This is a genomic window from Lachnospira intestinalis, from assembly GCF_040095895.1.
Lineage (GTDB): Bacteria > Bacillota > Clostridia > Lachnospirales > Lachnospiraceae > Lachnospira > Lachnospira intestinalis.
Genome location: NZ_JBBMFS010000005.1, coordinates 160,763 through 181,184 on the forward strand (window position 1 = coordinate 160,763; position 20,422 = coordinate 181,184).

Sequence of the window (20,422 nt, forward strand, 5' to 3'; positions counted from 1 at the left end):
GGAGCAGAAATGGCATATAGAGAAAAAGTAACGATTGTACGTGCAGATGAAATCGCAACGGACATTTATGAAATGTGTTTTTCAACAAAAAATATTGCAAAGGAAGCAAAGCCGGGACAGTTCGTGTCCGTCTATTCTAACGACGGTTCGCGGCTTCTTCCGCGCCCAATCAGTATCTGCGGCATTGAGGGTGATACCCTGCGCATTGTATACCGGGCAATCGGAAAAGGCACACAGGAATTTGCAACAATGCACGCAGGACAGACCCTTGAAGTACAGGGACCGCTTGGCAACGGCTATGACATTTCAAAGGTATCAAAGGAACGCAAAGCGATCTTGTTTGGCGGCGGTATCGGGATTCCGCCGATGTTGGAGCTGGCAAAGCAGTTAGATTGTGAAAAGAGCATTGTTTTAGGGTATCGTGATGAATTGTTTTTAAATGATGAATTTGAAGCATACGGTAAAGTGTATCTGGCAACAGAAGACGGCAGTGCCGGAACAAAGGGCAATGTATTGGATGCCGTAAAGGCATGCGGCATTGAAGGTGACATTTTATTTGCATGCGGTCCGACACCGATGCTTCGTGCTATTAAGCAGTATGCAAAAGAAAACGGACTGGAATGTTACCTGTCCTTAGAAGAAAAAATGGCATGCGGAATCGGTGCGTGCCTTGCCTGTGTATGCAAGTCCACACAGGTAGACGACCATTCGAAGGTACATAACAAAAGAGTCTGCAAAGAAGGACCGGTATTTAACGCAGAGGAGGTAGAACTGTAATGAATTTATCCGTAAATATTGCAGGAGTTGAATGGAAGAATCCTGTTACAACCGCTTCCGGCACGTTTGGTTCCGGTATGGAATATGCAGAATACGTTGATTTGAATAAGCTCGGTGCCGTAACGACAAAGGGCGTTGCCAATGTACCGTGGCCGGGTAATCCGACACCGCGTATTGCAGAAACCTACGGCGGCATGATTAATGCAATCGGTCTGCAAAATCCGGGACTGGATACGTTTATTTCAAGAGATATTCCGTTTTTAAAGCAGTATGATACAAAGATTATTGTCAATGTCTGTGGAAAAACAGAGGAAGATTATGTCGATGCGGTGGAAAAGTTAAGCGAACAGCCGGTGGACATGCTTGAAATCAATATTTCCTGCCCAAATGTCAAGGAAGGCGGTATCGCTTTCGGTCAGAATCCGGCTTCGGCAGAACGGATTACGGCGGCAGTGAAAAAGGTCGCAAAGCACCCGGTTATTATGAAGTTAAGCCCGAATGTAACCGATATTACGGAAATGGCAAAGGCAGTAGAAGCGGGCGGCGCCGATGCGGTTTCACTGATTAATACGATTACGGGCATGAAGATTGATATTAACAGGAGAACATTTGCAGTTGCCAATAAAACAGGCGGTATGTCCGGTCCGGCAGTAAAACCGGTCGCAGTACGCATGGTTTATCAGGTAGCCAATGCAGTCCGTCTGCCAATCATAGGTATGGGTGGTATCGCAACCGCAGAAGATGCCCTTGAATTTATCATGGCAGGCGCGAGTGCGGTAGCTGTCGGCACGGCAAATTTCCATAATCCGACAGCAACCGTTGAGATTGTAGACGGCATCGCCGCTTATATGAAGAAAAATAACATTGAAGACATTCATGAACTGATTGGATGTGTAAAATAATAACCGCTGACGCTGCGGAGTGGAAGCGGCGCAGGAGGTAGAAAATGTCACAAAGACAGGCAACAAAGGAACAACAGCAGATTATAGAAGCAACAGAAGGCAATATCCGCGTGCGTGCGGTACCGGGTTCGGGAAAGACATTTGCACTGACGAAACGAATCGTCTATCTGATATTGGAGCTGTATGTCGAGCCGTCGTCCATCGTTGCCATGACATTTACCAATAAGGCGGCGAATGAAATGAAGTACCGTCTGAAAAAAATGATAGGGGACTTTGCAACGTGTTATGCGGGAACCTTTCATGGATATTGTAATTTAATTCTAAAAGAAGAAATCTACCGCCTTTCTTATCCGAAGACTTTTGTGATTCTGGATAAGAAAGCGCAGGTGGATTTGATTCGTGAAGTCGCCGATGAACTGGGATTTTCGTTAAAAGATTTTACGGCAAAGGAATATGCGGACAAAATCTGTGAGGAAAAGCAGGACAGAGCCTATATTCCGCTGATGTTAGATACCGGCAGGGAGACCCTGCAAAAGAAAATCGGTCACACGGAGGACCCGTTTTATCAGGTGTACTATTCTTATCTGAAAAAACAGCGCGATAATTATGTACTGGATTTTGAAGATATCATACAGTTTGCAATCTACATTCTCACGCAGTATAAAGAGGCACTCAAAAAATGGCAGAGCCGCTGTCAGTATCTGCTTTGTGATGAATATCAGGATGTAAATAAAAATCAGGAATATTTACTTTATTTATTAAGCGGAAAATATCACAACCTGACAGTTGTGGGCGATGATGACCAGTGTATTTACGGCTGGCGCGGGTCTGATGTGGAATATATGGTGCATTTTAATGAGCGGTATGAAAATGTCGTGGATTATTCGTTAAGCCGCAACTTCCGCAGTACGCCGGAGATTGTAGCGACGGCAAATTCTTTAATTGAAAAGAACCAGAACCGTCTGGAAAAGCAGATGTATACAAAAAATCCGCATGGCGCAAAGCCGGTGTATAACTGCCTGCCGTATGAAAAAGACGAGGCGGTGTGGATTGCAGAACAGATAGAAGCGGCGGTTTCAACCGGGAAAAAATATGCAGACAACACGGTGCTTGTGCGTGCGGCTTCACAGACAAGAGCGTTGGAGGAAGCCTTTCTTGCAAAGAAAATTCCGTATAAGATTTTAAACGGCGCAAGATTTTATGATTCGGAGGAAATCCGCACGGTGCTTGCCTATCTGCGCATGGTTTATGCACCGAATGATTTGGATTTCTTATGGACGATAAAAAGACCGCGCAAGGGTTTCGGCAAGAAATCCATAGAAGATTTGAAAAAATATGCCGCAGAACACGAAATTGGGCTGTTTCAGGCGCTCGGCGAACAGATTGAACAGGGCATTGTCAAAAAAGAGGTTATTGATACTTATTATAAAAATATATCGGAATTACACAAAGAATATGATAAGTATTCATGCAAAGAGCTTGTCAACCGGGTACTGGATTTCGGATACCGCGAGGAACTGGAGCAGGACGTGGAACAGCGAAGGCTGGATAATGTGACGGAACTGATAACAGCCATTGCCGCAATGGAAGCGGAAAATCAGGATAAGCTTTCGCTGGAAGAACTGCTGGCACATTTTGCATTGTTTACGGCTCAGGATGATGACGATGAAAAAAATGTTGTGAAAGTCATGACGATTCACACGGCAAAGGGACTGGAATTTGACATTGTATTTATCTGCGGACTGGTAGACGGGCAGTTTCCAAGCAGGCGCCTGCGCAATGAAGATGAGCTGGAAGAAGAACGGCGGCTGTTTTACGTGGCGGTGACACGGGCAAAGACACGGCTGTATCTGAGCAGTTATGCGGCAAAGTCGGAAGGCTTTCCGGTGCGTCCGTCGGCATTTATACAGGATATTGACTACAACCTGCTGGAATGTGTGGGAAATGTCGTCCAAAACGGTCAGACCACACCGCAGATGCTGCCGAAGAAGACCTTTGATGTGGGCGATAAAGTAGAGCATAAAATTTTCGGTGTCGGAACGATTGTAGACATCAATCTGTCCACCCAGTCGTATGAAATTGATTTTGAAAAATTAACCGGAACGAGAAAGATTATGTTCCGTGCAGAGTTAAAAAAAGTGTAAGCTCGTTATCAGGAGTGGTGATAAAAAGTGTAGGCTGTCAGTGCGGCTTACATTTTTTTAGCTTACAGATATAGTTTTAAACTATGGACAACCTTAATGAATTCATATTATACAGATAGGAAAATGTCCGTTATAATACGACAAAACAAAGGAAGCAGGAGGAAACATAAAGTGAGCCAGTTATATACACCTTTCCGATATGATTTTGTAGGAAGCTTTTTAAGACCGGAGTATTTAAAGAAGGCAAGAGCGGATTACGAAGCAGGAACGATTAACGCAGAAGAACTGAAAAAAACAGAAGATAAGGCAATTACAGAATTGGTTGCAAAGCAGAAAGAAGCAGGTTACCACGTTATTACAGACGGAGAATTCCGCCGTGCAACATGGCATCTGGATTTTATGTGGGCATTTGACGGAGTCGGACACAGCAAAACCGAAACAGGACTTCCGTTCCACGGTGAAGCTGCAATGATTGATGATACATATGTGACAGGAAAGATTTCTTATAAGAAAAATCATCCGTTTGTAGAACATTTTAAATTTGTAAAGGCACTGGAAGATGAAAATACGGTTGCAAAGCTGACCATTCCGGCACCGGCACAGTTTCTGGAACAGATGATTATGCCTTTTGCATGGAGCAATACCAAGAAATTTTACGATACGCAGGAAGAAGTGGCAAAGGATATTGCCGAAGGATACCGTGAATTTATCAAAGAGGTTTATGCAGCAGGCTGTAGAAATCTTCAGTTGGACGACTGCTCATGGGGCATGGTGGTAGACCCGGCGGCTTGTAAATTATTCGGCGTAACACCAAAGGGACTTGAAAAGATTAAGGAACAGCTTTTAGAGATTAATAACAGCGCGCTTGAAGGAAAGCCGGAAGATTTAATTGTCAATACACACGTATGCCGCGGCAATTTCCATTCTACCTATGCAAGCAGCGGTGCTTATGACAGCGTAGCGGCAACATTATTTGCAAAGGAAAATGTCAATGCATATTATCTGGAATTTGATGATGAGCGTTCCGGCGGATTTGAACCGTTAAAATATGTAGAGGGCGATAAGAAAGTTGTACTCGGACTGGTTACAACAAAGTCCCCGAAGCTGGAAGATGCGCAGGCAGTAATTGACAGAATCCACGAGGCAGCAAAATATGTGCCGTTAGACAGACTGTATTTAAGTCCGCAGTGCGGATTCGCTTCCTGTGAAATCGGTAACAAGCTCACAGAAGAAGAACAGTGGGCAAAGCTGGCACTGGTAAAGGAAATCGCAGAAAAGGTGTGGGGATAAATAACAGATTCATATTAGAATGTAAAAGAATATGTCAGACAGACATACAGGGTATTTTTATATATGCCCGTGTAATTTACGAGGATGGTCGGGGTTAATGTAAAACTATAAAAAGCAGTCCCGGATTGGAAAAATAAGAATATTTATGATAAAATAAACTCTAATGTTACATTAGGGTTTATTTTTTGGCATTAAAATGTCTGCAAAATAGGAATGAAAAATTATATGGAGAAAAAAGACAGATATATCAGCATCGGTGAAATGGCAAAAATCAACCGCACAACTGTACCGACACTGCGGCTGTATGATTCAATGGGACTGCTGACACCGTATTACACAGACGAGGAAACACATTACCGGTATTATGACATCAAGCAGAATGCCCGGTTTGATATGATTCAGTACATGAAAGAACTGGGCATGGAATTAAAAGAAATTAAAGAATTGTTCGATAAACAGGATATTAATCTGATTGAGCAGATTTTACGGCAGAAAAAGGAACAGACGGTTGTCCAGATGCAGGAATTAAAATTTAAAATGCAGGCGATTGACAGGACGGTTGCAAGCATTGAACGGTATAAGAAATCGCCGAAAAGCGGCACGATTACACTGGAATACATACCGGACAGGACGATTTACTCGATGTGTGTGGATACCAATTTTTACGATTATAACATTGATATGTACGAATTGATTTTAAAGCAGTTAAAAAATAAGCTGATGGAATTTCATATTCCGCAGGTTTATTACTGCAATGCAGGGACGATTATGCGGCGGGAGCTGTTTGAAAAACTGACCTTTTATTCGGAAGAAATCTTTATCTTTGTAGATGACGATTTTCCGATGAAAGACTGTGTGCAGACAATCGAGAATGGCATGTATGCATGTATTTATACGGAAGATTTTGATGAGGAACGCGACTGTGCGAAAAAGCTTTTGGCGTACTGCCGCGAACACGGCTATCAAATCTGCGGTGATTATATTTGCGAAGAAATTATGGAAATGAACGTCTTTGACAGCCGCAAGCGCTCGATGTATCTGCGGCTTCAGGTGCCGGTAAAAATGGAAAAATAGGCTTGACGCTCATCTAAGATTAGACATTATACTGAATACAACGGAAAGTTAAATAATTAACAATCAGTTCGCGTAATATATGCTGAATAGTGAAAAGCGAAAGCGTGAATGAGGATTCGTCTGAAACTGTCCTTGCACCGCAGGACACAGATTTTAAAAGGAAGCGGTGTAGAATTGGAGGATGTTATGGAGAAGATTAAAGTAATTCAGTATGGCTGTGGCAAGATGAGCAAGTACACAATGCGGTATCTGTATGAAACCGGCTGTCAGATTGTCGGTGCAATCGACTGTAATCCATCTATTGTCGGCATGGATATCGGCGATTATGCGGGACTGGGTGTAAAGACCGGCGTATTAATCAGCGACAATGCGGAAGAAGTGCTTGACAACACGGATGCGGATATTGCCGTTGTAACGCTGTTTAGTCTGGTAAGTGACTGCTTTCCACATTATATGAAATGTCTGACACGTGGAATCAGTGTGATTACAACCTGTGAAGAAGCAACGTACTGCTGGACAACAGACCCGGTTCGTGCCAATATCTTAGATGTTACCGCCAAGAAAAACGGTTGTACTTTTGTAGGAAGCGGCATGGAAGATATTTTCTGGGTGAATATGGTCGGCATGGTAGCAGGCGGCTGTCACAAGATTGAAAAAATTGAAGGCGCAGTCAGCTATAACGTAGAAGATTACGGACTGGCACTTGCAAAAGCTCACGGCGTAGGCTTAACATCGGAAGAATTTGAAAAACAGATTGCACACCCGGAGGAGATTGAACCTTCTTATGTATGGAATTCCAATGAGGCACTTGCATCAAAAATGGGCTGGACGATTAAGAGCCAGACACAGAAATGTGTACCGTATTTCCATGACAGTGATTTGTTCTCATCAACCATGAATGCAACGATACCGAAAGGCAACTGTATCGGTATGGCGGCAGTTGTAACTACCGAAACATTCCAGGGACCGGTTATTGAAACACAGTGTATCGGCAAGGTTTATGGTCCGGACGATGGTGATATGTGCGACTGGAAGATTACAGGTGAACCGGATACGGAATTCCATGTTGTAAAACCGGCAACGGTTGAGCATACCTGTGCAACGATTGTCAACCGGATTCCGGCAGTGCTGCGCGCTCCGGCAGGGTTAGTTACGATGGATCAGCTGGAGGAAATCGCTTATCCGACATATCCAATGGAATACTATCTGTAGTTTAAATATTAAAACTGGAATAACAGAATACTGTGCAGACATGGTTTGTAAATAAAATCCCCGCATAAAGAGAGCTGAACAGATTCTCTTTATGCGGTATTTTTTTGCGATATTAACAAAATATTTAATAGAAATTCCAGTTGATTCCACAGAAATATCCGCTTATAATAGTATTAAGGCAAAGGGGGCTTTTGCAGATTTACAATGTTACAAAAGGAGGGGAATGCCTTGAATACAGAAATAACAAATGCAGTCAGTGCGGCGGGAGATAAGGTGCAGTATGATACCCGTGTCAAAAGAATACTGGCACAAAAAAATATTTTGGCACACATTTTGGTTAAGACGGTGGATGAGTTTAAGGAAATGAAGCCGGAAGATGCAGTAATGTACATTGAGGGTGAGCCAAAGATTGGGATTGTACCCGTTGAACCGGGTCTGACTAATGCAGAAAAAACAGATGTGACCGGTCAGAGAATCATAGGGCTGAATACAGAAAATACCGAGATTAATGAAGGGTTAGTCAGATTTGATATTATCTTTTATGTCCGCATGAAAAACGGTCTTTCACAGATTATTGTAAATATCGAAGCACAAAAAGACGAACCGGCAGGATATCAGATATTAAACCGAGCGGCCTTTTATGTGAGCAGACTTGTTTCATCGCAGAAAGAGAGGGATTTTGTCAATACGAATTATGACGATATAAAACAGGTATTCAGTATCTGGATTTGTATGAACATGGCTTCAAACAGCATGAGCCATATCCACCTTATCAAAGATGAAATGTTAGAGCCGTACGATTGGAAAGGAAATATGGATTTACTCAACATCGTGCTGATTGGTATTACAGATGAATTACCGGAGCATGATGAAAAGTACGAATTGCACCGTTTAATCGGTACACTTCTTTCAAGCGGGTTGAAAGAGCAGGAAAAACTGGATATAATTGAACATGAATATAATATCCCGGTCAGTAATGAAATAAGAGAGGACGTGAGAGTTATGTGTAATCTGAGTGCAGGAATCGAAGAAAGAGCTGAAGAACGGGCAACAAAAAGGGCAACAGAGAAAACGAGTGAAAAGTTCATTCTGAATATGTATAAAAAAGGTTATACATTAGAACAGATTGCCGATGTTGCAGAAATCAGTGTAGATGCTGTTGAAGCGGTGATTCAAAAGAAAGCACCGGTAATGGCATAAGAAGTCTGAGAAAGTAAACGTATTATAAATGAAAAACTGCCGCATAAAGAGAGCAAAAACGATTCTCTTTATGCGGTATTTTTTTGTGGATTTTGGACACGATGTAGCAGCTTGACAATTCCAATTATGTGGCATATAGTTTTACGTGACTAACTACGGCCAGAATGGACAGAAACTAGTGTGAAATATCACACTGATGTGCTGATTTTTCACACAGCTATTTGTTTCTGAGCAAAAACAAATAGTTATGATGGCAGATGAGAAATCGCCTGTGCGAATTTCTCATCGCCGCTTCGCAACAAGTTGCTTAGAAGTGAGGATTATTATGAGAAGAATCGTAAATGAAAGAAATACAAAAAGAAAAAAAGCAGCGATTATATTAAAACGGACAGCCGTCGCCGCAATGTGCGTGATACTGGCGGCAGGCATGACGGCATGCGGCAAAAAAGCAGACAGCGTGCAGAGCGAAAGTGTTTCAGAAAATGACAAATATTCATCCGATATTTTTGCAATGGATACCTACATGTCATTGACGGCATACGGAGCAAAGGCAGAGGATGCCGTGACGGCAGCAATTCATGAGATTCAAAGACTGGATGCGATGTTTTCGGTAGGAAATACGGACAGTGACGTCACAACTGCCAATATGCAGGGAAGCGCTACAGTGTCTGACGAAACAGCATATTTAGTGGAGCAGTCCCTTGAAATTTCAAGAAAGACGGACGGTGCATTTGATATTACAATCTATCCGGTCATGGAGCTGTGGGGATTTACCACGAAAAATTACAAAGTGCCGCAGGCGGACGAATTACAGGAAACGTTAAAAAGAGTATCCTATGAAAATGCATCGTTAAAGGCCCACGAACTGGTCTTAAAAAATAATGCGCAGATTGATTTTGGCGGTATTGCAAAGGGGTATACGTCCAGCCGTGTCATGCAGATTTTTAAGGAATATGGCATTGAACACGGCATGGTCAATCTCGGCGGCAATGTGCAGACACTCGGCACGAAAACGGACGGTACGGCATGGCGCGTAGCCATTCAGAGTCCGCAGGGAGGCAATCAGTATCTTGGCATTCTGGAAACCAGCGATCAAGCAGTCATTACATCCGGCGGATATGAGCGTTATTTTGAAGAAAACGGAGTGACTTACCACCACATTATCGACCCAAAGACCGGGTATCCGTCAGACAGCGATTTGACGTCTGTTACGATTGTGTGCGCAGACGGAACAAAGGCAGATGCGCTGTCTACCTCATTTTTTGTAATGGGACTTCAAAAGGCAGAAAGCTTTTATGAAAATACGGATTTGGATTTTGATGTCATTTTACTTACAAAAGACAATCAGATTTATATTTCTGAGGGAATTGCACAAAATTTCACTTCGGATTACACCGTAAATGTCCTGAAAAAGTAGTTGATAATTATTGTCAGTAACAGACCTTGACAGAAAAGGATTCTATATTTATGATAGAACAGAGTTAGAAGAAACTAACGGTAGTATATCTTTCTAACTTAAATCATAAAGAACAAACTCAAAAAGGAGGAATTATGTTACTGATTATTGCGCTTGTGATAGCTTCCTTATTTGTATACTTTTTAAAAGACAAGCTAAAGCAGTATCCCAATATTTTTTACATCGGTGCGGCAGTTGTAACGATTGTTATATTCAGCCTGCGCACGGTGGCAATGCCGCAGTTTGTACGGCAGAATATTGTGGGCATTTTTGCAAAGGGAACGATAGGAACGGCATTTTTTATCATTGTCATGATAACAGGTGCATTGCCGAGAGGTTCAAAGCTTATCGGACCGCTCATGCGGATTCGCGGGGAATTGTCCATTATGGCGGCAATTCTGGTGCTTTCGCACAACCTGACCTACGGCATGACATATTTTAAAATGTTATTTTCGGCACCGGCGGCATTACCGGCAGCCCAGCGGTGTGCAGCGGTGATCAGTCTGATACTGATTGTATTGATGATTGGATTAACGGTGATTTCATTTCCGGCAGTCCGCAAAAAGATGAATCCGAAAAAGTGGAAGCAGATTCAGCGGAGCGCCTATGTATTTTATGGACTTTTATATGTACATATTATGCTGATTAATATTCCGTATGCGCGCATGGGACTACACATGTATGCCGTAAATGTGCTTGTATACAGTATCGTATTTGCAGGATATGCGGCGATGCGTATCCGTAAATGGGTGCTTACAAAAAATCCGGATGCCGACAGCATTTTTATAAAGAAAGTCAGTGTGGCAGTATCTGTGTGTGCAGTGCTTGTGTGTACTGTGGCATTTTCAATGTGTTTTATGCGGAACGGAAATAAAGTGTCTGCACAGGAAACGGCGGCAGATAAAACACTGAGTCAGACACAGACAGAAAAAGGTGTAAAAAAGAACGGAGAAGCAGGCACAACGGCAACAGCTTCAAATGCGGACGGTGTGACACAGGAACAGCAGATTTCGGGCGAATCCGGTGATAGTGCAGGTGAATCACAGGAAGTACAGGAGAACGAGAACGCGCAGGACGGTGAAAATGCGGCAGCGGCGGCAGTTGAAAATACAGCCGGTGAGGAAAACGGACAGGGAAAACAGGACGCTGACAGTCAGAACTCCGGAAGTTCAGGCGCGACATCAGACAGCGGAAATGATACAAACAGCAGTGCGGGCGGAAGTTCGGGTTCGGACAGCGGCAGTGCGGGTCAGACGGCGGAAGAAAGAACAGAAGCAGCACCAAAACCGACAGAAGCACCGAGAACATTTAAGGCGGACGGCGATTATACGGGAACTGCCGTATGCGATACATACGGATACACGGTTACGGTTGTTGTGACAATTTCAGGTGATGCCGTTACAGGCGTATCCGCATCCGCAACGGCAGGCGGCGCAGATGAAATGTTTTTCTCACAGGCAAATGCCAAAGTTCCGGGAGCGATTCTTGCAAACGGTGGTGTCAGTGGTGTGGATGGTGTATCGGGTGCGACAAAGTCCAGCAATGCCATAAAGGCGGCATATACGAGTGCGTATCAGTCTGCAAAAAATTAAAAATATTTTTAAATAAATATCAGGCACCAACAAAAGCAGGGAATGTCCAAGTGGACAGACCCTGCTTTTCTAAAGCTGTTAGTCTGACAAAGAATTGACGAAAAAGGCGGGAAGTGCCATAATGAAAATACAAATATCAGAGCGTAATCAGGAGGGAAAAAGATGCCATATGCAGTAATATATGCATTGATTGGATATTTATCCGGCAGTGTATTATATGCGGAAGTATTTTGCAGAATTTTTGGTAGAAAAAATGCAATTGAGCAGAGCAGGGATGCCAATCCGGGAACGGCAAACGCATTTTTATACGGCGGGTTCTGGTGCGGAATCTGCACATTGATTTTTGATATGGCAAAGGGCTTTGTCCCGGTTTATGCCTATGTTCACATGACACAGATGAATTTAGCAGAAAGCAACGGACTGGCACTGGTGCTGGCAGCACCGGTAGCGGGACACATTTTCCCTGTCTGGCATCATTTTAAAGGTGGAAAGGGAATTGCAGTCAGTTTTGGCAGTCTGCTCGGACTGATACCGATGTGGTATCCGGTACTTTCTCTTGCGGTGTGTTTTTTATTCTTTTCACTGGTAATACAGATTTCACCGAACTTTTACCGAACCGTAGCGGTATACATTGTAAACTGGCTCATCATTGTATTTTCAGAGACTAATCTGCCCAAAGCCGTGCATATCGGTGTAGGATTGATATCGCTGCTGATACTGCTTAAAATGCATATGAGCCAGGAAGAACGTGAAAAAATGACATTTCAGTTATTGTGGATAAAGAGGTGATACCGATGAATGTTTTAATTTTATCCTGCGGAACAGGCGGTGGACATAATGCCGCAGGGGCAGCAGTCCAAAAACAGCTCCAAAAACAGGGACATCAGGTGGTAATGATAAATCCTTACCAGCTAAAAAGTAACAGACTGGCAGGTGTGATTGATAAAGTGTATATCGGTCTGGTACAGAAAAACAGCACGCTTTTCGGATTCGTATACCGGCTGGGAGAATTATACCGCCGTCTGCCGTTTCCGTCACCGGTTTATTATATTAACCGTAAAATGGCATATATTTTACAGGAGTATCTTTTACGACATCCGGCAGATGTCATCATTACACCGCATTTATATCCGGCGGAGATTATCACAAATATGAAAAAAATGGGGATGGAAGTGCCGCCAAGTATTTTTGTGGCTACCGATTATGCATGTATTCCGTTTACGGAAGAAACCGACTGCGATGATGTTGTGATTCCGTCAGAAAAGCTGATACCGGAATTCAGGAAATACGGAATTCCAAAAGAAAAGTTATATCCGCTTGGGATACCGACGGCGGACACGGGTGTAGAGCGCATTTCACCGGAAGAAGCCAAAAGACAGCTGGGGCTGGATTCTGCAAAAGAGTATTTATTAATTGCGGGCGGCAGCATGGGGGCTGGTGCGTTGGAGGAAGTTGTGGAAATTCTTTACCGTGTGCGTTCCCTGCATAAATGTAAGCTGATTATGGTCTGTGGAAACAATCAGCAGCTGTACAGCCGGCTGCAGAAGCGGTATGCGGACAAAATTGAACTGGTCGGATATACTGATAAGATGCCGCTGTATTTAAAGGCAGGCAGTATCTTTATTACAAAGCCGGGTGGGCTTTCAAGCACGGAAGCCGCCGCTGCACGGATTCCACTGATTCACATCTGTCCGATTCCGGGCTGTGAAACAAAGAATATGCAGTTTTTTAAAAAGACAGGCATGGCACTGGCAGTCACCAATCCCAAAGAGGAGCTGACCGCGGCAGTTCTGTCATTACAAAAACAGGAAAACCGCAAAAAAATGATTCAGTGTCAGGAAAAATATGTGCCGGGAACAGCAGCAGCGCAGCTTGGACAGTTGGTGGAAGAAGGGAAAAAATAAATAATGATAAATAATTGACGAAGTGTGTAAAAAGTGACATAATAAATATAGATTGTACGTGATGGGAGACAGAAACCTGGGAAGGACAAATGCATTTTTGTACGTTGGATTCCGGTGTGTGGTCTGTACATTGAAAATGCATGTGAGTAAGGACGAACGGGAAACAATGACAGCAGGATTATTATGGGGAAAGAGGTAAAGAGTATGAATAATGTAAAGGTAAGAACAAAGCTGATTATTGTAATGCTGGCCGCATTTTTGGCAATGACGGCATGTGTTGTTTTTTCGACAGAATCTATGAAGGCGATGCAGACAAAGGCACTGGAAACGATAGAGTCAGATAAGCGTGCATCTTATGATGAGATGATTCAGAATCAGGTTGACAATGTGATTTCATTGTGCCAGAACATTTACACACAGTATGAAGCAGGGGTGTATACCAGAGAAGAGGCAAAAAAACTGGCAGCAGATGAGATACGTCAGCTCCGATATGGGGATGGCGGCTATTTCTGGGTTGATCAGTATGATGGAACCAATGTTGTGCTGCTTGGCAGTCAGACAGAAGGAACGAATCGTCTGGAAACAAAGGATGGCAACGGTTACCAAATGGTAAAAGAGATTATCCGTGTAGGAAAGCAGGCTGATGGAGGATTTACAGACTATGTTTATCCGAAGGAGGGTGAAACCGATAATCAGCCTAAACGTTCTTACAGCAAAGCATTTGCACCATTTGAATGGGTTATCGGAACAGGAAATTATACGGATTATATTGATGAAAAAATAGATGGTATACGGTCAGAATATGCGGCTTATGTGCTCAGCAGGGAAGGAATTTTTATTGGTCTGGTCATTGCAGTTGAAGTTTTACTGATTATCCTGCTGATTGTCATTACACGCAGTATTACCGTGCCGTTAAAGAAAGCGGTAGTTTCTATAAAGACAATGGGGCGGGGAGATTTTTCACAGCCGACTGCCCCGGCGCTTTTAAAGAGAAAAGACGATTTCGGGCAGCTTTCGGTATTTCTTGAAAATATGCGTTGTGAAGTAGGTACACTGATTGGTGAGGTAAAAGACCAAGCATCGAATATCAGCGGTATGGTTGAGGAGATTGATGAAAATGTCTGGTCCCTTGACCATGAAATTGAAGAGGTGTCAGCCACAACACAGGAACTGGCAGCAGCCATGGAAGAAACAGCGGCATCCTCACAGCAGATTGATGCAATGTCACATGAAATTGAAACGGCAGCGAAAAGCATTGCAACACGTTCACAGGATGGTGCGCTTGAAGCAGACAGCATCCGTGACCGTGCAGTTGTGATTAAGGATACAACGCAGAAAAAATATGAACATACACATGAAATTCATGAAGACATTAGTGACCATCTGACAAAGGCACTGGAAGATATTAAAATCGTAGACCAGATTGGCATACTGGCAGAATCTATTATGGGGGTTACGGCACAGACGAATCTTTTGGCTCTTAATGCATCCATTGAGGCGGCAAGGGCAGGAGAAGCCGGAAAAGGCTTTGCGGTTGTTGCCGAGCAGATTCGTGTACTTGCTGAACAGTCCAAGGAAACGGTTTCTAATATTCAGGAAGTAACACAAAGTGTTGTGGGTGCGGTTGATAATCTTGCAGGGGATTCTGCAAGACTGCTTGAATTTGTCGGAACAGATGTTGTACAGAATCTGGATGACTTTTCACAAATGGCAGATTCGTATAATGATGATGCGCAAAAGGTTGACGAACTGGTTACGGATTTTTCGGCCTCTTCAGAAGAATTGCTTGCTTCCATCAGTGGGGTAATGAATGGTATTGGTGACGTAAGTAAGGCGGCATCGGAGGGAGCTTCCGGTACAACGGATATTGCACAAAAGACAACTGTTGTGGTTGAAAAATCGTCAGATATTAAAGAAAAAGCTTCTAAGGCACATGCATCGGCAGATGTATTAAAGTCACAGGTTGAAAAATTTATCGTATAAGAGTATGCCGGCCGGGTGTAGAAACAGGCTTTCTTTTCGGCTGCATATATTGATTGGGCAGTTTGTATTGCAAATTGCCCTTTTTCTTCCAAAAACAACCATATATTGAAACACCGGGAAATTTATGCTAGAATAAAAAGAAATGTCAGGGTCAGAAGGTCTAAAACCACATAAGTCTGCTTATAGGTGGGTGAGTGACCTTTTGTCGCCAACATTAAAAAGATATTAAAAATTGTTAAAAGTATTACAAACAGGAGGCTTTATAGATTATGGAACAGTACAAACAGGAATTTATAGAATTTATGGTAGACTGCAATGTGTTGCGGTTTGGTGAATTTACTTTAAAGAGCGGCAGAAAGTCCCCGTTTTTTATGAATGCAGGACTTTATGTAACGGGTGCACAGCTTGAAAAGCTGGGTGAGTATTACGCGAAGGCAATTCACGATAACTACGGTGATGATTTTGATGTGCTGTTCGGACCGGCTTACAAGGGTATTCCGTTAAGCGTGGCAACAACCATGGCATATCACAGACTTTACGGTAAAGAAATCCGTTACTGCTCTAACAGAAAAGAAGCAAAAGACCACGGCGATGCAGGTATCTTACTGGGCAGCCCGATTAAAGACGGAGATAAAGTAGTTATTATTGAAGACGTAACAACTTCCGGTAAATCCATCGAAGAAACATTTCCGATTATTCAGGCACAGGGCGATGTGACAATCAAAGGCTTAATGGTGTCTTTAAACAGAATGGAACGTGGCAAAGGCGAAAAGAGTGCCCTTGTTGAAATTCAGGAAAAGTACGGCTTTCCGGCAAATGCAATTGTCAGCATGTCAGACGTTGTAGAACATTTATACAACAAGCCTTGCAACGGCAAGGTGGTTATTGATGATGAAATTAAGGCTGCCATTGACAAGTATTACGAAGAATACGGTGCGAAGGAAGCATAAGGAATTAGTAGCGGAATAAGTAGGAGAAGTATGAACAAGCCATAAACGAAAGCTTGTTCATACAACAGTATTGTGCCGCAGGTGTCACAATACTGATTTTATCGAAGAATTGAATAAATGAGGAGTAGTATGGACGAAAAGTTATATAAAAAAATCAAGTCAATTGGCGCCGGGAATATTGTTTTTGGCATTATTTCAGTCGTATGTGGTGTTACAACAGGAGTTTTGCTGATTGTAAATGGTGCAAGACTTCTGGCACATAAATCCGACACATTATTTTAAGCGTATCAGGAAGGTATGGGCATTGTGTGAAAAATAGAAAAATGAAAAAGACATTGAAATGGCTGATTTTTATTGCGTATATTGCTGCACTGGTATATTTTATGTTCTTTGCGGAAATTCTCGGAAGGACGGATGTATCACGCACGTACCGGTATAATCTTGTACCATTTAAAGAAATCAAGCGGTTTGTTAATCACTTCTGGCAGCTTGGTCTGACGGCGGTGCTTGCCAATATTGCGGGAAATGTGGTAGCATTTATGCCATTCGGGTTCTGCCTGCCGCTGATTGCAGATCATCGGATTAAGTTTTTTGGGTGTATGCTGTATACATTCGGGTTAAGTCTTGCAATCGAACTGATTCAGCTTGTATCTAAAGTGGGAAGTTTTGATGTAGATGATTTAATGCTCAATACACTCGGTGGTGTATTGGGCTATCTCACGTTTTTGTGTTACAAAAAAATGTGTCAGTTTCATAGGAAAAGGAAAAAATCATGAAACTTTTTAATAAATATAAATTTTCGGATAAAAGCCAGACCTTGGGGGGCATGATATCAACAGTCATGGGATTGGCGGCACTGGTGTCGTTTGGCTATGGCATTTATATTGCATTCCAGGCAAAAGGAAATGCCGGACTCGAGGTAGGAAGCCTTGGACTGCTCAGTTTCATGCTTTCTGTTATTGGGTTGGTTATCGGACTGTTAAGCTTTAAAGAAGAAGATAAGTTTTATACATTTTCAAGAGCAGGTTCCCTGATGTGTGGTATTTTTGCAATATTTATGATAGCAGTGCTGATGATGGGTATAGTGTGAAAAATATGCTTGATAGCATATTTTTCACACGGCTATTTGTTTCTGAGCGAAAACAAATAGCCATGATTGCAGATGAGAAATCGCCTACGCGAATTTCTCATCGCATCTTTGCGACCAGTCGTTCAGAAATGAGGTATAGTGTGAATAGTGAGGATTTGTAAATGTTTGAAGATAATCTGAAGGAACGATACGGTCTGGCAATTGATCGTATTGCGGAAATTAAAGAAAATTCAGAGATAGAAGATGCCGGACTGGCAGCATATTTTACGTACACGGCAGAATTTCTTTTACTTGTGGATAAATGGAATGAGAAAAGAAAAGCCGGTGGATATGATAAACTGCCATTGGAAGAATTGCAGCACTGGAATACGGTTTTGTATGAAGACATTATCGGGAAACAATATGATAACAGCTTTGCCAATCCGTCTTATGCCTGTGCACGGCTTGGAGAAGACATAGGCAGGATTTTATCGTTTTTGTATACAGAACTGCGCGGGTGTATCGTGTTTGCAGCAGAACAGCGTAAAGCTGATTTTACGGTATTGTTAGAACTTTTTGTTGAATGTTACTGCATTTGCAAGGACGGTGAAAATATTGCGGCACAGTTAAAGGATTCCATTTACTGGTATATGAGTGATTACAGCGATGATTTTATCGAGTACAGGGTGCGGGAGCAGTTAGACCCGTCGCTGGATTTTGCGGTGCGCATTATTATGGACAGCGATTTGACGGATTTGAGATATTTATACCGGTATGGTGAGTATATTACGGAAAATGAACTTCGTACCGCAGCATTTTTAAATACGCTTTCCCAGACAGAGATTGAACAAATGGCATCGACCTTTACGGAAGGATACCGCATCGGATTTGAACTGGGCAATAAAGATATCAGCAAAAAGAAACTGGTTAATATCCGTTACTGCATCGGATTTGAACGGCTGGTAAGAGAGGAAATCCGTCAGTTTGAACAGATGGGCTTAAAGACGACGATATATCGTGCGGCACAGCATTCTATCAATAAGCGCATGCACCACAAAATCGGTTATTACGCAACCAGCCCGAACAAGCAGATGGACTACGACCATCGTTTTGACAATGCACTCTACCTGGACGCGCAGTTTACAGAGCGAAAGCTTGGGGCACTCCGCTTTGCATATGAACAGCATAAGGAAGCAGCGGCAGTTTTTGGCGGTCCTGCGGTCATGGAAGTGTTCGGCGAAAATCCGTTTGAGCCGGAAGATAAAAAAGAAGCCCTGCATTTAGATGAAAAACAGCAGAAGCTTTCTGTAAAATATGACAGCGAGTCTTCGGCAGTTGTCAACAAATATATTAAAGGCGAGGAAAGAAGCTTTACAATTATTGCATACCCGCTGCCGGAAATCAGTGAAAATGCGGACGAATATGAAAAAATCTTTCATGAAATCGTGCGGATTAATACCCTCGACTACAATCAGTATAAGGAAATCCAGCAGACCATTATTGATGCTCTGGATAGCGCAGAATACGTGCATGTCAAAGGATGTGGTAATAATCAGACGGATATGCGTGTGTTTCTGCAGAAAATCACCAATCCGCAGAAGGAAACGGTTTTTGAAAACTGTCTTGCCGATGTCAACATTCCGTTGGGAGAAGTCTTTACCTCTCCCGTTTTAAAAGGAACAGAAGGCATTTTAAATGTCAGCAGTGTTTATCTGAATGATTTGAAATTTATTAATTTAAAGGTGTCTTTTAAAGATGGTATGGTCACGGATTATTCCTGTGATAATTTTGAAGATGCGAAAAAAGGCAGACAGTATTTTAAAGAAAATGTGTTATTGAACCATGACACCCTGCCAATCGGTGAATTTGCAATCGGAACGAATACAACAGCGTATGTGATGGCAAATCAATACGACATTGTATACAAGCTGCCGATTCTTATTGTGGAAAAAATGGGACCGCATTTTGCAATCGGTGATACATGTTATTCCAGAGCGGAGGACAATATTGTATACAATCCGAACGGTAAGGAAATTATTTCACGGGATAATGAAATTTCCATACTGCGAAAGACCGAGCCGGAAAAAGCATATTTTAACTGCCATACGGACATTACGATTCCGTATGATGAAATCGGTAGTATTTCGGCAGTATCGGAAGATGGCAGCGAAACCGTCATTATTGAAAACGGCAGATTTGTACTTGCAGGCTGTGAAGAATTAAACAAACCGTTTTTAAAATAACAGTTTTTGGATTAAGATATTGACGGAAAATATAAAACAAAGTACAATTAAATAATACTACAAATAAAATCAAAATGCAGGTATGAACCGGCAGAATGGAGGAATCAAGTTATGGCAAAAGTAGGAATTGTGATGGGAAGCGATTCTGATATGCCAGTTATGGCAAAGGCAGCAGATATTCTTGAACAGCTGGGAATCTCTTATGAGATGACGATCATTTCGGCACACAGAGAACCGGATGTATTCTTTGAATATGCAAAGACAGCAGAAGAAAAGGGATTTAAGGTTATTATTGCAGGTGCAGGAATGGCAGCACATTTACCGGGTATGTGTGCGGCAATTTTTCCGATGCCGGTCATTGGTATTCCAATGCACACCACTTCTTTAGGCGGCAGGGATTCTCTTTATTCGATTGTACAGATGCCAAGCGGTATTCCGGTTGCAACCGTAGCCATTAACGGCGGTGCCAACGCAGGACTTCTTGCAGCGAAGATTCTTGCAACATCCGATGCAGAACTTCTTTCAAAGTTAAAGGATTATTCTGCGGGCTTAAAGGAAAGCGTACAGAAAAAAGATGCGCACCTTCAGGAAGTCGGTTATAAGAATTATACAAAATAATTATAGAT

At 42.6% G+C, this 20,422-nt stretch carries 18 protein-coding genes; all 18 read left to right on the forward strand.

Annotated features, from left to right (window positions below; genetic code table 11):
* Nucleotides 1-9: 9 nt before the first annotated feature.
* The 18 genes from WMO37_RS07705 to purE all read left to right on the forward strand — a co-directional run bounded on the left by WMO37_RS07705 (nt 10) and on the right by purE (nt 20,414).
* Nucleotides 10-777: a dihydroorotate dehydrogenase electron transfer subunit gene (locus WMO37_RS07705; protein WP_022431651.1), complete on the forward strand. Its 768-nt coding sequence runs from the start codon at nt 10-12 to the stop codon at nt 775-777.
* Nucleotides 777-1,679 (forward strand): dihydroorotate dehydrogenase, encoded by a 903-nt coding sequence (locus WMO37_RS07710; RefSeq protein ID WP_022431652.1) that lies wholly within the window; start codon nt 777-779, stop codon nt 1,677-1,679. The genes WMO37_RS07705 and WMO37_RS07710 overlap by 1 nt, the downstream gene beginning before the upstream one ends.
* 44 nt (nt 1,680-1,723) lie before the next feature.
* Entirely contained in the window at nt 1,724-3,823 is a 2,100-nt protein-coding gene (locus WMO37_RS07715; protein WP_349154730.1) for an ATP-dependent helicase, read from the forward strand.
* Between the two features lie 171 nt (nt 3,824-3,994).
* A complete protein-coding gene (locus WMO37_RS07720) occupies nt 3,995-5,113 on the forward strand; it encodes a 5-methyltetrahydropteroyltriglutamate--homocysteine S-methyltransferase (protein WP_349154731.1) in 1,119 nt (372 codons plus the stop codon).
* Nucleotides 5,114-5,326: 213 nt separating this feature from the next.
* Nucleotides 5,327-6,187 (forward strand): MerR family transcriptional regulator, encoded by an 861-nt coding sequence (locus WMO37_RS07725; RefSeq protein WP_227090751.1) that lies wholly within the window; start codon nt 5,327-5,329, stop codon nt 6,185-6,187.
* 186 nt (nt 6,188-6,373) lie between these two features.
* On the forward strand, nt 6,374-7,399 hold the full coding sequence (locus WMO37_RS07730; protein WP_227090754.1) for an NAD(P)H-dependent amine dehydrogenase family protein: 1,026 nt from the start codon (nt 6,374-6,376) through the stop codon (nt 7,397-7,399).
* A gap of 228 nt (nt 7,400-7,627) precedes the next feature.
* Entirely contained in the window at nt 7,628-8,599 is a 972-nt protein-coding gene (locus WMO37_RS07735) for a hypothetical protein (protein WP_349154732.1), read from the forward strand.
* A 325-nt stretch (nt 8,600-8,924) separates the two neighbouring features.
* Entirely contained in the window at nt 8,925-10,016 is a 1,092-nt protein-coding gene (locus WMO37_RS07740) for an FAD:protein FMN transferase (protein ID WP_349154733.1), read from the forward strand.
* A gap of 134 nt (nt 10,017-10,150) precedes the next feature.
* Nucleotides 10,151-11,647: an FMN-binding protein gene (locus WMO37_RS07745; protein ID WP_349154734.1), complete on the forward strand. Its 1,497-nt coding sequence runs from the start codon at nt 10,151-10,153 to the stop codon at nt 11,645-11,647.
* A gap of 162 nt (nt 11,648-11,809) precedes the next feature.
* Complete coding sequence (locus WMO37_RS07750; protein WP_227090758.1) at nt 11,810-12,436, forward strand: glycerol-3-phosphate acyltransferase; 627 nt, start codon at nt 11,810-11,812, stop codon at nt 12,434-12,436.
* 5 nt (nt 12,437-12,441) lie between these two features.
* A complete protein-coding gene (locus WMO37_RS07755) occupies nt 12,442-13,551 on the forward strand; it encodes an MGDG synthase family glycosyltransferase (protein ID WP_349154735.1) in 1,110 nt (369 codons plus the stop codon).
* 183 nt (nt 13,552-13,734) lie between these two features.
* Nucleotides 13,735-15,534: a methyl-accepting chemotaxis protein gene (locus WMO37_RS07760; RefSeq protein ID WP_022431663.1), complete on the forward strand. Its 1,800-nt coding sequence runs from the start codon at nt 13,735-13,737 to the stop codon at nt 15,532-15,534.
* Nucleotides 15,535-15,803: 269 nt separating this feature from the next.
* A complete protein-coding gene (gene pyrE / locus WMO37_RS07765) occupies nt 15,804-16,484 on the forward strand; it encodes an orotate phosphoribosyltransferase (protein WP_227090764.1) in 681 nt (226 codons plus the stop codon).
* A gap of 129 nt (nt 16,485-16,613) precedes the next feature.
* Nucleotides 16,614-16,766 (forward strand): hypothetical protein, encoded by a 153-nt coding sequence (locus tag WMO37_RS07770; protein WP_022431665.1) that lies wholly within the window; start codon nt 16,614-16,616, stop codon nt 16,764-16,766.
* 26 nt (nt 16,767-16,792) lie between these two features.
* Entirely contained in the window at nt 16,793-17,260 is a 468-nt protein-coding gene (locus tag WMO37_RS07775) for a VanZ family protein (protein WP_331464654.1), read from the forward strand.
* The gene (locus tag WMO37_RS07780) at nt 17,257-17,574 is read left to right on the forward strand and encodes a DUF6142 family protein (protein ID WP_349154736.1); all 318 of its coding nucleotides are present in this window, start codon (nt 17,257-17,259) and stop codon (nt 17,572-17,574) included. Before WMO37_RS07775 ends, WMO37_RS07780 begins: the two co-directional genes overlap by 4 nt.
* Nucleotides 17,575-17,735: 161 nt before the next feature.
* Nucleotides 17,736-19,796, forward strand: coding sequence for an aminopeptidase (locus WMO37_RS07785; RefSeq protein ID WP_349154737.1), 2,061 nt, complete (start codon nt 17,736-17,738; stop codon nt 19,794-19,796).
* Nucleotides 19,797-19,907: 111 nt separating this feature from the next.
* Nucleotides 19,908-20,414 (forward strand): 5-(carboxyamino)imidazole ribonucleotide mutase, encoded by a 507-nt coding sequence (purE, locus tag WMO37_RS07790; protein WP_022431669.1) that lies wholly within the window; start codon nt 19,908-19,910, stop codon nt 20,412-20,414.
* Nucleotides 20,415-20,422: the final 8 nt, after the last annotated feature.

Coding starts and splice junctions, on each gene's coding strand:
- WMO37_RS07785 (WP_349154737.1), top strand. CDS start 17,736: ATGTTTGAAGATAATCTGAAGGAACGATACGGTCTGGCAATTGATCGT.
- WMO37_RS07755 (WP_349154735.1), top strand. CDS start 12,442: ATGAATGTTTTAATTTTATCCTGCGGAACAGGCGGTGGACATAATGCC.
- WMO37_RS07710 (WP_022431652.1), top strand. CDS start 777: ATGAATTTATCCGTAAATATTGCAGGAGTTGAATGGAAGAATCCTGTT.
- WMO37_RS07760 (WP_022431663.1), top strand. CDS start 13,735: ATGGGGAAAGAGGTAAAGAGTATGAATAATGTAAAGGTAAGAACAAAG.
- WMO37_RS07745 (WP_349154734.1), top strand. CDS start 10,151: ATGTTACTGATTATTGCGCTTGTGATAGCTTCCTTATTTGTATACTTT.
- WMO37_RS07715 (WP_349154730.1), top strand. CDS start 1,724: ATGTCACAAAGACAGGCAACAAAGGAACAACAGCAGATTATAGAAGCA.
- WMO37_RS07725 (WP_227090751.1), top strand. CDS start 5,327: ATGAAAAATTATATGGAGAAAAAAGACAGATATATCAGCATCGGTGAA.
- pyrE (WP_227090764.1), top strand. CDS start 15,804: ATGGAACAGTACAAACAGGAATTTATAGAATTTATGGTAGACTGCAAT.
- purE (WP_022431669.1), top strand. CDS start 19,908: ATGGCAAAAGTAGGAATTGTGATGGGAAGCGATTCTGATATGCCAGTT.
- WMO37_RS07705 (WP_022431651.1), top strand. CDS start 10: ATGGCATATAGAGAAAAAGTAACGATTGTACGTGCAGATGAAATCGCA.
- WMO37_RS07740 (WP_349154733.1), top strand. CDS start 8,925: ATGAGAAGAATCGTAAATGAAAGAAATACAAAAAGAAAAAAAGCAGCG.
- WMO37_RS07750 (WP_227090758.1), top strand. CDS start 11,810: ATGCCATATGCAGTAATATATGCATTGATTGGATATTTATCCGGCAGT.
- WMO37_RS07730 (WP_227090754.1), top strand. CDS start 6,374: ATGGAGAAGATTAAAGTAATTCAGTATGGCTGTGGCAAGATGAGCAAG.
- WMO37_RS07770 (WP_022431665.1), top strand. CDS start 16,614: ATGGACGAAAAGTTATATAAAAAAATCAAGTCAATTGGCGCCGGGAAT.
- WMO37_RS07780 (WP_349154736.1), top strand. CDS start 17,257: ATGAAACTTTTTAATAAATATAAATTTTCGGATAAAAGCCAGACCTTG.